Here is a 14,413-nt window from a genome sequence, read left to right on the forward strand (position 1 = left end):
AGGAAGTCATGTCACCCCATGGAACCTGGAGGCGGTCCGCTACGCGGGCCGTGCTCGCCACCGGCGTCGCCGTGTGGCTGGGCCCCGGCGCGGCCGGAGCCAATGAGCAGCGGTATCAATCCCAACTCGAAGCCATTGCCCGGCAGGCACCGGAGGCACAGGCACCAGAGCCCTTCACGAGCGCCCCCGTGCTGGAGCGCGCGGAGCTGGTGCGGCAGGTGCTCGCGCGCAACCCTTCGCTGGAAGCAGCGCGTGAGGCGTGGCGCGCCAGTCTCGAGCGCTACCCGCGTGAGACGGCGCTCGAAGACCCGATGCTGACCTATGAGGTCGCGCCGCTGAGCATCACTGGCAGCGTGCCCTTCGGACAGGTCGTGGGGCTGAGCCAACAGCTCCCCTTCCCCGGCAAGCGCGGCCTGCGAGGGGAGATGGCGCTGGCGGAAGCGCAGGCGATGCGCGAGGACCGCGAGGCCCTGCGCCTGCGCCTGGCCCTCACGGCCTCCACGCTCTTCGATGACTTGTTCGTCGTGGAGCGCTCGCTCGCCGTCACGGCGGAGCACCTGCGGCTGCTCGGGCAGCTCAAGAAGAGCGCGGAGGCCCAATACGTCACCGGCCGTGCCTCGCAGCAGGATCCGCTCCAGGCGGAGGTGGAGCTGAGCGAGGTGCTGCGCGAACAGGTGATGTTCGAAGCCGAGCGCGAGCGGCTTCGCGCCCAGCTCAACGGCCTGCTGCACCGCGCCCCCCAGGCACCGCTGCCGCCGCTGCCGGAAGCCATGCCCGCGCATGCCGCGGAGTCCGTGCCCGCCGAACGGCTGCAAGACGAAGCGCTGCGCCTGCGCCCGGAGCTGGAGGGCCTGCGGGCCCGGCTCGGTGGCGGCGAGGCCGCCGTCCGGCTCGCGAAGCGCGACTACTACCCGGATGTCATGGTGATGGGTGAGTACAACTCCATGTGGATGGACACGCCCCACCAGTTCATGGCGGGCGTCACCCTCAACATCCCGCTCGACTTCGGCAAGCGGAAGGCCGCTGTGCGCGAGGCCGAATCCGGCCTGAAGCGCCTGCGCCGGGAGGAAGAGCAGCTCATCTCCGACATCCGCGTCGAGGTGGAGCAGGCGCGCTCGCGTGCCGAGGAGGCGCGGCGCGTGGTGGCGCTCTTCCAGGAGCGGCTCATCCCCGCGGCGAAGGACCAGGTGTCCGCCGCCCGCGCGGGCTTCGAGAGCGGCAAGAACAGCTTCCAGGTCCTCATCGAGGCGGAGCGCGGCCTGCGCCGCGTGGAGCTGCGTGAACAGACAGCCCTGGCGGACGTGCAGCGCCGCCGGGCGGAGTTGGACAAGGCCATGGGCCACACCCCGGGACTGCCCCGGAACGGAGAGACGCGATGAGCCCCCCGAACCGCCGCCGCATCGCCCCCTGGCTGGGAGTGGTTGCCCTCGCCGTACTCGTCGCCGTGGCCTGGAAGCCCCTCGCGGGCTGGTTCTTCGGCTCCACGTCCCACACCGGCACCGCGCCCGCGACGCATGAGGCTCACGGCGGCGCGGGCACGCCGCTGCCCGGCGCCGCCCTGGAGTACGCGCGCGCGGCCTTCGAGTCCTACGAAGCCGCACGGGCCTTGCTCGCGCAGGACACCCTGGAAGGACTCGAGGCCAGGGCGGGAGCGTTGAAGGCCGCGCTCCAGCAGGCCGCCGAGGCCACACCGGAGGAGGGCACGCCGCTGAAGGCCTGGCTCCAGCAGGGCGCGGACGGCGCCTCGCAACTCGCTTCGGCGAAGGACGCCGAGGCAGCACGCCAGCACTTCGCACGCGTGAGTGAAGCGCTCATCGCCCTGGCGTCCGCCGACCCGCGGCTCCAGGAAGGCTGGCACATCTTCGAATGCCCCATGGTGGAGGGGGTGAATCAGTGGCTCCAGCGCGAGCCCAAGCTGGAGAACCCGTACATGGGCCGGCGCATGCTGGCGTGTGGAACCACCAGCGAGTGGCGCTCGGCCGCTCCCGCGGGTGCTCACGGCGAGGGGGAAATCGCGCACTACACCTGCCCCATGCACCCGTCCGTGAAGCAGCACGGCCCGGGCGCGTGCCCCATCTGCGGCATGGACCTGACGCCCGTCAGCCGTGCCGAGCTGGCGAGCGGCATCATCCGGGTGGACGACCTGCGGCGGCAGCGCATCGGCGTGAAGACGGCGAAGGTGGAGCAGGCCTCCATGGACCTGTCCCTGCGCGCGCTCGGCCGCGTCACCTTCGACGAGAAGTCGCTGGTGGACGTCACCCTCAAGCTGGACGGCTACATCCACGAGCTGCGCGTCAACGCCACGGGCGAGCCGGTGAAGAAGGGCGACGTCCTCTTCACCCTCTACAGCCCGGAGCTCTACGCCGCGCAGCAGGAGTACCTGCTGGCGCGTCAGAGCCAGAGCGCGGCCAACGCGTCGCTCGTGGGCGCGGCGCGCAAGCGGCTGGAGCTGTGGGGCCTGTCCGCGGCGCAAATCGAGCGCGTCGCCCAGCGAGGCCAGCCGGTGGAGAACATGCCCTTCCTGGCGCCCGCCAGCGGCTACGTGCTGGAGAAGAACGTGGTGGAGGGCGCGGCGGTGAAGGCCGGTGAGCGCCTGTTCCGCATCGCCCCGCTGGCGAAGGTGTGGGTGGAGGCGGACGTGTACGAGCAGGACCTGGCGCGCGTGAAGCCGGGCCATCCGGTGGAAGTCACCCTGCCCTACCTGCCTGGGAAGAAATACGCAGGCAGCGTCGGCTACGTGTACCCGTCCCTGCAAGGCGCCACGCGCACCGGGCGCATCCGCATCGAGCTGCCCAACCCGGAGCTGGAGCTGAAGCCGGACATGTACGCGGACGTCCGCTTCATCCTGCAGGGCGGCGCGCCGCGGCTCCAGATTCCCGACTCGGCCGTCATCTACACCGGCCCGCGGAGGCTGGTGTTCGTGGACCTGGGCGAGGGCCGGCTGCGCCCCCAGGAAGTGAAGCTCGGCATCAAGGGCAACGGCACCTACGAGGTGCTGGAGGGGCTGTCGCCCGGCGACGTCGTCGTCACCAGCGGCAACTTCCTCATCGCGGCGGAGAGCCGCATCCGCTCCGCCACGGATGACTTCGGAGGCAGCCATGCAGCCCACTGAGAACGGCGGACAGGGCTTCATCGGCCGCATCATCGGTGCGTGCGCGCGCAACCCGTTCCTCACCATCCTGCTGGTGGGCGGCCTGGCGGCGTGGGCCGTCCACGCGGTTCGCAACACCAAGCTGGACGCCATCCCCGACCTGTCCGACACGCAGGTCATCGTCTTCACCGAATGGATGGGACGTGGGCCGGACCTGGTCGAGGACCAGATCACCTACCCCATCTCCTCCTCCCTGCTGTCGGCGCCGAAGGTGAAGGCCGTCCGTGGCCAGTCCATGTTCGGCATGTCCTTCATCTACGTCATCTTCGAGGACGGCACGGACATGTACTGGGCGCGCAGCCGCGTGCTCGAATACATGGAGACGGCGCGCGGACGCCTGCCCGCGGGTGTGACGCCCATGCTGGGTCCGGACGCCACCGGCGTGGGCTGGGTGTTCCAGTACGCGCTCGTGGACGAGAGCGGCAAGCACTCCCTGGCGGACCTGCGCAGCCTCCAGGACTGGAACGTGCGCTACGCGCTGTCCAGCGTGCCCGGCGTGGCGGAAGTCGCCAGCGTGGGCGGCATCGTCAAGCAGTACCAGGTGCAGGTGGACCCCAACCAACTGCGCGCCTACGGCGTGACGCTGGGCGAGGTGACACGCGCGGTCCGCGAGTCCAACGAGGACGTGGGCGGCCGGGTGATGGAAATCGCGGGCCACGAGCACATCATCCGAGGGCGTGGCTACATCCGCTCCACACAGGACATCGAGAACATCCCGCTGAAGGTGAGCGGGGACGGCACGCCCGTGCTGGTGCGCAACGTGGCCACGGTGAGCCTGGGGCCGGACATCCGCCGGGGTGTCGCGGAGCTGGACGGCAAGGGCGAGGTGGCCGGTGGCATCGTCGTCATGCGCTACGGGGAGAACGCGCTCACCGTCATCGACGCGGTGAAGGAGCGCCTGGAGGAGGTGCGCGCGGGCCTGCCGGAGGGCGTGGAGCTGGTCGTCACGTATGACCGCTCGGGGCTCATCGAGGAGTCCATCAGCACGCTCAGCCGGGCGCTGGTGGAGGAGATGCTGGTGGTCAGCCTCATCATCTTCCTCTTCCTGATGCACGCGCGCAGCGCGCTGGTCACCATCTTCACGCTGCCCCTGGCGGTGCTGCTCGCCTTCATCCCCATGTACTACCAGGGGCTCACCGCCAACATCATGAGCCTGGGCGGCATCATCGTCGCCATTGGCGCCATGGTGGATGCCTCCATCATCATCGTGGAGAACATCCACAAGAAGCTGGAGGCGTGGGAGGCGGAAGGCCGCCCCGGCGAGCGGCGCGAGGTCATCATCTCCGCGATGCAGGAGGTGGGGCCCTCCATCTTCGGCACGCTGCTGGTGCTCACCGTCGCCTTCCTCCCCGTCTTCACGCTGGAGGCCACCGAAGGCCGGCTCTTCAAGCCGCTGGCGTACACGAAGACGTACTCCATGGGCTTCGCCGCGGTGCTGGCGGTGACGCTCACGCCCGCGCTGGCGGTGCTCTTCATCCGCGGACGCATCCGCCGGGAGGACGAGAACCCCCTCAACCGCTGGCTGGTGGCCCTCTACATGCCGGTGGTGCGCTTCGTGGTGCGGCACGCCAAGGTGGTGGTGGCGCTGTCCGTGGTGGCCATGGCGATGACGGTGCCGGCCTTCATGCGGCTGGGCCATGAGTTCATGCCGCCGCTCAACGAAGGCGCCATCCTCTACATGCCCACCTCGCCGCCGGGCATGTCCATCACCGAGGCCACGCGCATCCTCCAGTCCATGGACGCGGAGCTGAAGCGCATTCCAGAGGTGGTCAGCGTCTTCGGCAAGGCGGGCCGCGCGGAGACGGCCACGGACCCGGCGCCCCTGTCCATGTTCGAGACGACGGTGGTGCTCAAGCCGAAGTCCGAGTGGCGCAAGGGCCTCACCTGGGAAGCCCTGCTGACGGAGATGGACGAGACGCTCCAGTACCCGGGCATGCCCAACATCTTCTGGATGCCCATCCAGACGCGCACGGAGATGCTGGCCACCGGCATCCGCAGTCCGCTGGGCATCCAGGTGTTTGGCGACAACCTGGACACGCTGGAGCAGGCAGCGGTGGCCATTGAAAAGGCCGTGGCCCAGGTGCCCGGCACGCGCAGCGCGTTCGCGGACCGCTCCACCGGCGGCTTCTACGTGGACATCGAGGTGAAGCGGGAAGAGGCCGCGCGCCTGGGCCTGGGCGTGAAGGACATCAACGAGGTGGTGATGGGCGCCATCGGCGGAGAGAACGTCTCCCAGACGGTGGAGGGCCGCGAGCGCTACCCCATCAACGTGCGCTACGCGCGTGAGTACCGCGACAGCCCCGAGCTGTTGAAGGAGGTGCTGGTCCCCACCCCGGCCGGCGCGCAGGTGCCGTTGGCCCAGGTGGCGGACGTGCGCTTCGTGCAGGGCCCGCCGATGATTCGCAGCGAGGGCGGCAAGCTCGTCACCTACGTCTTCGTGGACACCGCGCGGCCCATCGCGGACTACGTGAAGGACGCGAAGGCGGCGGTGGCGCGCGAGGTGAAGACGCCCACCGGCGTGCGCGTGGAGTGGAGCGGCCAGTTCAAGTACTTCGAGCGCGCCACGGAGAAGCTCAAGGTGGTGATTCCCGTCACCCTGCTGCTGGTGTGCCTGCTGCTGTACTTCAGCACGAAGTCCGTGGTGGAGATGGGCATCGTCCTGCTGGCGGTGCCCTTCAGCCTGATTGGCGCGGTGTGGCTGCTGTACCTGCTCGACTACAACATGAGCATCGCCGTGTGGGTGGGGCTCATCGCGCTGGCCGGGCTCGACGCGGAGACGGGCGTGGTGATGCTGCTCTACCTCACCCTGGCCCATAAGAAGGCGGACCAGGAGGGCCGGCTGCGCTCCATGGCCGACCTGACGGAGACCATCGTTGATGGCGCGGCGCGTCGTATCCGTCCCAAGTTGATGACGGTGATGACGGACATGATTGGCCTGCTCCCCGTGCTGTGGAGCACCGGCACGGGCGCGGACGTGATGAAGCGCATCGCCGCGCCGCTGGTGGGCGGACTCGTGACGTCGTTTTTACTCGAGCTGACCGTGTATCCGGCCATCTTCGCCCTCTGGAAGCGGCGCCACCTTCCCCAGGAGCAGCCAGAGGAAGGCACAGGAGAGCCACCCCTGCCCGCCGAAACTCAGACAGCCTGAAAAAGTGCAATCTGGCTGAACCTGGACACCCAAGTTCGCCCCGGGAGTTACGCAACTCCCGGGGCCTGGGCGCCGATAATCCGGGCAGATTCACGCAGCCTCTACCCCCTGGAAGCCCTCATGAGCCTTCGCCTGCCCTCGCTCTCCTCCGTGTTCCGCGCCCCTCAGGCGCAGGCCCCTCGCACCGCCGCCGCCGCGGCCTCCACGGTCTCCGCGCCGCCCGCGGGCCTGCGCAAGGGCGACTCCGGGCCCAAGGTGAAGCAGTTGCAGGATGCGCTCGTGAAGGTGGGCTACATGACGAAGGCCCAGGTGACCACGGGCCCCGGCACCTTCGGTCCGCAGACGGAAACGGCGGTGAAGAAGTTCCAGGCGGACAACAAGCTGCCCACCACCGGCTTCTACGGTGACCTCACGCACGCGGCGCTGAAGAAGGCGCTGGGCACCAGCGGCCCCACCACGCCCACCACCCCGGGCGGCAAGTTCACCAAGCCCGCGGTCATCAACGCGCCCTCGCCGAACCAGAACTCGCGCGGCGGGACGAAGATCGACACCATCGTCATGCACCACACCGCGACCAACAACGGCTCGGGCGACCTGGCGTGGATGCGCAATCCGCAGAGCAAGGTGTCCGCGCACTACATGGTGGACCGCGACGGGAAGATCTATCAGCTGGTCGGTGACGACAAGCGCGCCTGGCACGCGGGCAAGGGCGAGCTGCACGGCGTGCCCTCGGACATCAACAACCGCTCCATCGGCATCGAAATCGTCAACGACGGCAGCGGCAAGACGCCCTTCACCGAGGCGCAGTACAAGTCGCTCACCCAGCTCACCGGTTACCTGAAGCAGCAGCACAACATTCCGATGAAGAACATCGTGGGCCACGCCGACGTGGCGGTTCCCAAGGGCCGCAAGAACGACCCGGCGCCCAACTTCGATTGGAACCGGCTGCGCAAGGGCATCTCCTGACAGTCTTCTTCCCCCGCGTGCGAGGAGGCTCACCAGGTGTGAGTCCCTCGCACGCCTTGCGTTTGGAAACGTGGTAGAAGGTCGCCAGCGTGCTCCGAATCTGGCTCATCGTCTGCCTGTTCCTGTTCGCCCCGGGCCTGGGGGGCTTGATGCCCACCCTCACTGGCGCGGTGGGCGAGGTCTGCACGCAGACCTGCCCGGACGATGATGACCAGGGGCAGTGCGCCCCGGACTGCACCGACTGTACCTGCTGTGCCCACGTGCGCACCGTGGCCGCGCATGCCCCGCCGCTTTCCTTCGTGCTGCTCGTGTCGCGGCCCTTGCGCGTCGCCTACGAGAAGGCCGAACCGTTGTCGGCCGACGGGCGCGACATCCTCCACGTCCCCATAGTCCCCCTCGCGTAGGTCGCGTCCGCCGTCTCGTTCGCTCGCGTCCGCCAGGACAGGTGTGCCCGTGTGTCATCGCGGGGCACGCTCCACCTGACGCACGCCTCCCTTTCGCGAGGTCATCGCCGTGCCCCATCCACTCACGGTGGCAGCCTTCGGGCTCGCCGCCGCACTCGTATTTCCGCGTGTCGCCGCGGCCCAGCCGGGCTCCGCCGACGCAGCGCTGTCCCTTGAAGAAACCCTGGCCCTGGCCCGCCAGCGCGCACCCGCGCTGCTGGATGCCGCGGGCCGCGCCGCCGAGGCCCAGGGCCCCGTGGCGGCCGCCGCATCGCTGCTGAACGACAACCCCACCTTCGAGCTCCAGGCAGGCCCGCGCAGTGCCCCTGGCTCGCCGGGAACCCCCTCAGTGCGTGGGGCGGACTTGAGCGTGGGCATCAGCCAATCCTTCGAGCTGGGTGGAAAGGGCGGCGCCCGCCGGGATTCCGCGCGCGCCGGCCTGGAGATGGCGACGGCCCACCAGCGCGACGCCGAGCGCCGGGTGTTGGGCGACGTCGCCGCGCGCTTCCTCCAGGCGCTGCATGCGCGGGAGCGGCTGAGCCTCGCGCGAGAAGCCGAGGCCGCCGCCCGGGAGACCGCGAACTCCGCCCAGCGGCGCTTCGAGGCCGGTGATGTGCCCGTGGTGGACGTCAACGTGGCGCGCGTGTCCCTGGCCCGCATGCGCGCGGAGGTGGCCACCGCGGAGGGGGACGAGGCCGTCCATCTCCACCAGTTGCGCGCGATGTTGGGCCTTCCGCTCACGCATCCGTTGGCCATCCGCGGTGAGCTGCGCGTGCTCGCGCTCCAGCCTGTCACGCAGGCGAAGGCAGATACCGTGGCGGCGCGGCCCGATATCGCCGCGTTGGAAGCGGAACTCGCCCAGGCGGATGCCGACCGCCGCATGGGCCGGGCGAGCGTCTGGCCGGACATCACCGCGGGGTTTCTGTACCAGCGGGAGATTGATGAAATCGCCTACCTTGGCGCCCTGAGCGTGCCGCTGCCTATCTTCGACCGGGGAGACAACGCCCGGGTAACAGGCGAGGCCCGCGTGCGCCGGCTCCAATCCCTGCTGGCCGCGGCGCGGTTGGAAGTGGACGTCCAGGTGGAGGCCGCGCGCGTGCAGCACCGCAAGCGGCTGGAAGCCGTGACGCTGCTGGAAGCCGACGCCCTGCCGCTGCTCAGTGACAACGAAAGTCTCGCTCGCCGCTCCTACGAAGCCGGAGAGATGGGCCTCGCCGAATTCCTCCTCGTTCGCCGCGACACGCTGGAAGCGCGTGCCGCCTACCTCGACAGCCTCCTCCAGGCGGCCCTCGCCCGCGTCCAACTGGCCGTGGAGACCGGAGCCCTTCCATGAAGCCCCTCCACGCCGCAGTGGCCGCCCTCCTCCTGCTCACCGCCTGCAAGCGCGAGACGCCGCACGACGAGCAAGAACATGGACATGACGAGCCCCCCGCCCAGGCAGGTGCCCACCACGACGAGCATGGCGAGCCCCACGTCCGCATCGCGTCGGAGATGTTGAGAGACCTGCGCATCACCACCGCGCCCGTGGGCGTGCGACCGGGCGGTGAGAATGTCACCGTCCTGGGAGAGCTCACCTTCAGCGAGGACGCCTACGCGGAGGTGGCCTCCCCCATCGCCGCCCGCGTGAGCGCCGTCTTCGCCACCACCGGTCAGGCGGTGAAGCAGGGCGAAAAGCTCGCGGACCTGCGCAGCCCCGAGCTGGGCAAGGCGCGCGCGGCGCTGCAAGCGGCCCAGGCCCAGGCCCAGGCCGCGCGTCAGGCCGCCGAGCGCAAGCGCACGCTCGCGGACGAGCGCATCATCGCGAGCAAGGACGTGCAAGCCGCCGAAGCAGAGGCCGCCGCCGCCGAGGCTTCAGTCGCCGCCGCGCGCGCGGAGCTGGTGGCCCTGGGCGTGAGCGAAGAAGAGCTGCGCGGGGGCAACGTCCCCCCGGGCTTCGTCCTGCGCGCCCCCCTGTCCGGCACCGTCGTCGAACGCACCGCGCGGATGGGGCAGATGGCGGACCCCAACCTGCCGCTGTTCTGCATTGGTGACGTGTCCTCGCTGTGGCTGGTGGTGCACGCCTTCGAGCGTGACGCCGTGCGCATCCAGCGTGGCACGCAGGCCCGCATCACCTTCGCCGCCTTTCCGGGCCAGGAGTTCATGGCGAAGGTGGGCCACGTGGGGCAGCGCGTGGATGCGACTTCACGCACCATCCCCGTGAGGCTGGAGCTGGACAACGCCGACGGCCAGCTCCGGCCCGGCATGTCCGCGTCGGCCTACATCCCGTTGGGGGACCCGGGAGCGCCCATCACCGCCGTGCCCGCGGCGGCGCTCCAGCGTCTGGAAGGTGGCTGGGTGGCCTTCCTGCCCACGGACGCGCGCGGCGTCTTCGAGCGGCGCGAGGTGGGCCGGGGCCGCACGCTGGGCGGCGACGTGGAGGTCCTCACCGGACTGAAGCCTGGCGAGCAGGTGGTGGTGGAAGGCGCGTTCCTGCTCAAGGCGGAGGCGGAGAAGTTGAGCGGCGGAGGGAGTGACGGCCATGCCCACTGAGGCCCCCGACTCCTTGATGAACCGCATCCTGCGGTCCTCCTTCGCCCGGCCTGGTCTCACCGTGGTGCTGGCCCTGGCGCTCTCCGCCTTCGGCGCGGTGGCGCTCAAGGGGCTGACGCGCGACGTGTTCCCGGACCTGTCCGCGCCCATCTTCAACGTCATCGTGCAGAACCCGGCGATGGGCGCGCAGGAGCTGGAGACGGCCGTGGCCATCCCCATGGAGGTGGCGCTCGCGGGCCTGCCCGAGGTGCGCCGCATCCGCTCCACCTCGCAGCTGGGCGTCACCCAGCTCACGGTGGAGTTCGAGCCAGACGCCGACTACTTCCGCAGCCGGCAGTACGTCGTCGAGCGCGTGGCCCAGGCGCAGAGCGAGCTCCCACCCGGCACGGACGCGCCGCTGGTCTCCAGCCTCACCGGGCGGCTCAACGAGGTGTTCGAGTTCACCCTGGAAGCGGAGCCCGGCGCGGCGGAGCTGATGACGCTGCGGGATTTAGCCGAGTTCGAAGTGAAGAACCGGCTGCTCGCCGTGCCCGGCGTCGCCGGCGTGGAGCGCCTGGGTGGCTACCTGCGCCAGTTCCAGGTGCAGCTCGACCCGGACCAGATGGTGGCGCGCGGCATCACCCTGAACCAGGTGGAGCACGCGCTGGAGGGCGCGAACCTGAACGCCTCGGGCGGCTTCGTGGTGCAGGGCCCCATGGAGTGGACGGTGCGCGCGGTGGGGCGCGCGGAGTCCGTGGAGGACCTGCGCGACACCGTGGTCGCCGTGCGCGACAGCACGCCCGTGCTGCTGGGTGACGTGGCCGACATCCGCGAGGCCCCCGCCGTGCGCCGGGGCATCGCCCACCGGTTGAAGGGCGAGGTGGTGAGCTGCCGGGTCATCAAGCAGTTCGGCGCGGACACACAGCAGGTGACGGCGGGCATCCGCGTCGCCATCCAGGAGTTGAAACAGGGCCTGCCGCCCGGTGTGCAGCTCCGCATCGTGTATGACCAGTCGGTGCTGGTGGACTCCGCGCTGGGCGGCGTCAGCCGGGCCATCCTGCTGGGCGCGGTGCTGGTGGTGCTCGTGCTCTTCCTGCTCCTGGGAGACTGGCGCGCGGCGCTCATCGTCACGCTCACCCTGCCCTTGTCCCTGGCGCTGGCGGGCGTGCTGTTGAAGTTCGCCGGCATCGGCATCAACACGATGACGCTGGGAGGACTGGCCATCGCCGTGGGCCTGCTGGTGGACGCGGCCATCATCGTCACGGAGAACATCGTCCACCGCCTGCGTGAAGCGAAGGGCAAGGCTTCGCGGCGCGATGTGGCATTGGCGGCGTCCATGGAGATGGCCCGGCCCATTGCCTTCGCCACGCTCATCGTCGTCTCCGTGTTCATCCCCCTGTTCGCCATGACGGGCATCGAGGGGCGCATGTACCAACCGCTCGCCGCGGCCGTGGTGGCCTGCCTGACGGCGTCGTTGGGCCTGGCGCTGACGCTGGTGCCGGTGGCGTCCGGGCTCTTCCTGCGCGCGCCCCGCGAAGGACAGCCCGAGGACGTGTGGCTCATCCGCAAAATCAAGCACGTCTACGCGCCCATGCTGGAGGCGTGCATGCGCCACGCGGGCCTCGTGCGGCTGGTGGCCCTGGCCGTCACCGTGCCCGCCCTGTCGCTGGCCTTCGTGGTGGGCAGCGACTTCATGCCGAAGCTGGATGAAGGCGCGCTGCTGCTCCAGACGGTGCTGCCGCCGGAGGCCTCGCTGGAGGAGGTGGACCGGCTCAACCACCTGGTGGAGGACGCGCTGCTGAAGTTCCCGGAGGTGGACGACGTGGTGCGCCGCACGGGCCGCGCCGAACGCACGGAGGACCCGATGCCGCACACGCTGTCGGACGTGCTCGTCATCCTCAAGCCGGAGCGGGGACGTTCGATGGAGGAGTTGGAAGCCGCGATGCGCGAGGCGGTGGGACAGGTCCCTGGCGTGTCGACGCTGTTCACCACGCCCTTGGGCATGCGCATCGATGAAGGGCTCGGCGGCAGCCCCGCGGACATCTCCGTGCGCATCTTCGGGCCGGAGCTGGAGACGCTGGCCGGACTGGCCGAGCGGGCGCAGGCCATCATGACGAAGGTGGAAGGCGTGGAGGACCTGCGGGCGGAGAAGCTGACCGGCCTTCCCCAGCTCCGCATCACCGTGAACCGCGCCGCGGTGGCGCGCGTGGGCCTGACACCCGGAGACGTCATCCACGCCGTGAAGGTGGGGATGGTGGGCCAGGAGTTCGCCCAGGTGTGGAAGGGCCAGCGCCGCTATGACTTGCTGCTGCGGCTGGCGGACCACCGCCGGGGCGACGCCACCGCCATCCGGGGCCTGCTGGTGGACGGGCATGACGGCACGCGCATTCCGTTGAGCCAACTGGCCACCATCGAGGAGACGTTCGGCGCGGGCAGCATCCGCCGCGAGGCGGGCAGCCGGCGCATCGCCGTGGAGGCCAGCGTCGCGGGCCGGGATTTGGGCAGCACGGCGGCCGAGGTGCGCGAGCGGCTGGCCGCGGAGCTGAAGCTTCCCACTGGCTACTTCCTGGACGTGGGCGGCCGGGTGGAGAGCCAGCAGCGCGCCGCGCAGGCGATGACGGTCGCCATCGCGGTGGCCCTGCTCGCGGTGTTCATCCTGCTGTACCTGGCGCTGGGCTCGCTGGCGGAGTCGCTGGTCATCATCGCCACCCTGCCGGACGCCTTCGTCGGCGGCATCCTCGCGCTGCTCATCGCCGGGGAGACGTGGAACGTGTCCAGCCTGGTGGGCCTCATCGGCCTGTTTGGCATTGCCGTCCAGAATGGCCTGGTGCTGGTGGCGCAGACGAAGCTGCTCATGCAACACGGCAAGCCCTTCGATGAGGCCATTCGAGAGGCGAGCATCGGCCGCGTCCGCCCCAAGCTGATGACGGCTGGCACCGCCATCCTGGGCCTGCTGCCGCTGCTGGTGCTGCCACTGCACGGCACGGAAGTGGAGCGCCCCCTGGCCGTCGTCATGGTGGGCGGGCTCGTCACCTCCACGCTGTTCACCCTGTTGGTGCTGCCCACCTTCTATGCCTTCGTGCACGGGTGGCAGGAGCGGGTGACACAGCGGCTGGCCGCCCGGAAGGCTGCTCGGGCCCAGACGTCCGTGGCACCCTGAGACGACGCACCGCCAGGTTCGCCGCCGCCCTGTCCTCACAGGGCGGCGGCGAACCTGCGACTACTTCGCGTTGGTGACCATGTCGGCGCGTACCTTGCCGACAATGCCTTCCCACTTCCCGTTGGCGCCATGGCCGTGGGATTCGCCGTCGTCGCGGAACTTCACGAAGTGGTTGGTCCACTTGGCACGGCCGCCCTCACAGGCGTTGGAGCCCAATGTCAGGTCGTTGCAGAACCAGTCGGACGGGTTGCAGTAGGCCCCGCCCGCGCTGCCCGACACGCCGCCCGTGGAGTGGTACGACACCGCGTCGTCGTCCTGCCCCGGGAGGAGCCCCGAGTACACCTTGCCCTTGGCGCCCGCGAACATGTTGAAGCGGATGCCGCGCGTGGTGTTGTGGTTGTACATGGCGCGCGCGGTGGTCGTCACAAGGTCACTGACGATGGGGTCACTCACGGCCCACTCCCCCATGTCCGCCAGCTCACTGCCTCCAGCGGCACCCGACGCCACGTTCACCCACTTGATGTTCCAGCCCGTCTGCGTCTTCCCATCGGTGTTGCCACACACACCGCTGGCATTCGGTTTCGCGTTCTTCTTGTAGCGCGCCGAGCCGCCATACAGCGCCAGCGCGTAACCAATCTGGAGGTTCCCCGCGCTGTGCACCGCGATGTAGCACCAGTTGTCTCCAGTGCAGTAGCAGTCGAGCGCATCCCGGATGTACACATTCTGCCCGCCAATCCGCTGCCGCCCGTCCCAGTTGACGGCCTTCTTGTTCACCCCGGCCGCCGTGGACGCGGGCCCCCAGGCGGAGAAGTCTGCGTAGTTGCCCTGCTTCGTGCCTCCGGAGTTCTTCCCGTGAATCCACAGGGTGTAGTTGGTGGCCAATGCCTGGGGCGCGAACAGCAGCGCCGCGCCTGCCAGCGCCGCGCGAACGGGAAACCGCATGGGGACTCCGGGGGAATTGCGAGGGGGCGCCACGCTAACAGCGCGCGAGTGTTTCAGCCCAGGGCTCCATTCAGATACATGGAGCGGCCCCAGGT

At 69.7% G+C, this 14,413-nt stretch carries 9 protein-coding genes; 8 read left to right on the top strand and 1 reads right to left on the bottom strand.

Annotated features, from left to right (window positions below; translation table 11 throughout):
• Positions 1-8: 8 nt before the first annotated feature.
• From FMP39_RS01545 to FMP39_RS01580, 8 genes are all read left to right on the top strand, one after another.
• Positions 9-1,379: a TolC family protein gene (locus FMP39_RS01545; protein ID WP_141588258.1), complete on the top strand. Its 1,371-nt coding sequence runs from the start codon at positions 9-11 to the stop codon at positions 1,377-1,379.
• On the top strand, positions 1,376-3,112 hold the full coding sequence (locus FMP39_RS01550) for an efflux RND transporter periplasmic adaptor subunit (protein ID WP_194858191.1): 1,737 nt from the start codon (positions 1,376-1,378) through the stop codon (positions 3,110-3,112). Before FMP39_RS01545 ends, FMP39_RS01550 begins: the two co-directional genes overlap by 4 nt.
• Positions 3,099-6,299 carry an efflux RND transporter permease subunit gene (locus FMP39_RS01555; protein ID WP_141588259.1) on the top strand — a complete coding sequence of 1,067 codons (3,201 nt, stop codon included), beginning with the start codon at positions 3,099-3,101 and terminating at the stop codon, positions 6,297-6,299. The genes FMP39_RS01550 and FMP39_RS01555 overlap by 14 nt, the downstream gene beginning before the upstream one ends.
• Before the next feature lie 120 nt (positions 6,300-6,419).
• Positions 6,420-7,265: an N-acetylmuramoyl-L-alanine amidase gene (locus FMP39_RS01560; RefSeq protein ID WP_141588260.1), complete on the top strand. Its 846-nt coding sequence runs from the start codon at positions 6,420-6,422 to the stop codon at positions 7,263-7,265.
• Between the two features lie 89 nt (positions 7,266-7,354).
• Complete coding sequence (locus FMP39_RS01565) at positions 7,355-7,669, top strand: hypothetical protein (RefSeq protein WP_141588261.1); 315 nt, start codon at positions 7,355-7,357, stop codon at positions 7,667-7,669.
• A 109-nt stretch (positions 7,670-7,778) separates the two neighbouring features.
• Positions 7,779-9,041: a TolC family protein gene (locus FMP39_RS01570; RefSeq protein WP_141588262.1), complete on the top strand. Its 1,263-nt coding sequence runs from the start codon at positions 7,779-7,781 to the stop codon at positions 9,039-9,041.
• Entirely contained in the window at positions 9,038-10,237 is a 1,200-nt protein-coding gene (locus FMP39_RS01575) for an efflux RND transporter periplasmic adaptor subunit (RefSeq protein ID WP_141588263.1), read from the top strand. Before FMP39_RS01570 ends, FMP39_RS01575 begins: the two co-directional genes overlap by 4 nt.
• The gene (locus FMP39_RS01580; protein WP_228557552.1) at positions 10,227-13,376 is read left to right on the top strand and encodes an efflux RND transporter permease subunit; all 3,150 of its coding nucleotides are present in this window, start codon (positions 10,227-10,229) and stop codon (positions 13,374-13,376) included. The genes FMP39_RS01575 and FMP39_RS01580 overlap by 11 nt, the downstream gene beginning before the upstream one ends.
• A 60-nt stretch (positions 13,377-13,436) precedes the next feature.
• Here the strand turns inward: FMP39_RS01580 and FMP39_RS01585 are convergent, their stop codons facing one another.
• Complete coding sequence (locus FMP39_RS01585; protein WP_141588265.1) at positions 13,437-14,318, bottom strand: hypothetical protein; 882 nt, start codon at positions 14,316-14,318, stop codon at positions 13,437-13,439.
• Positions 14,319-14,413: the final 95 nt, after the last annotated feature.

Origin of the sequence: Myxococcus sp. AB056, assembly GCF_006547365.1 — a bacterium.
Classification (GTDB): domain Bacteria; phylum Myxococcota; class Myxococcia; order Myxococcales; family Myxococcaceae; genus Myxococcus; species Myxococcus virescens.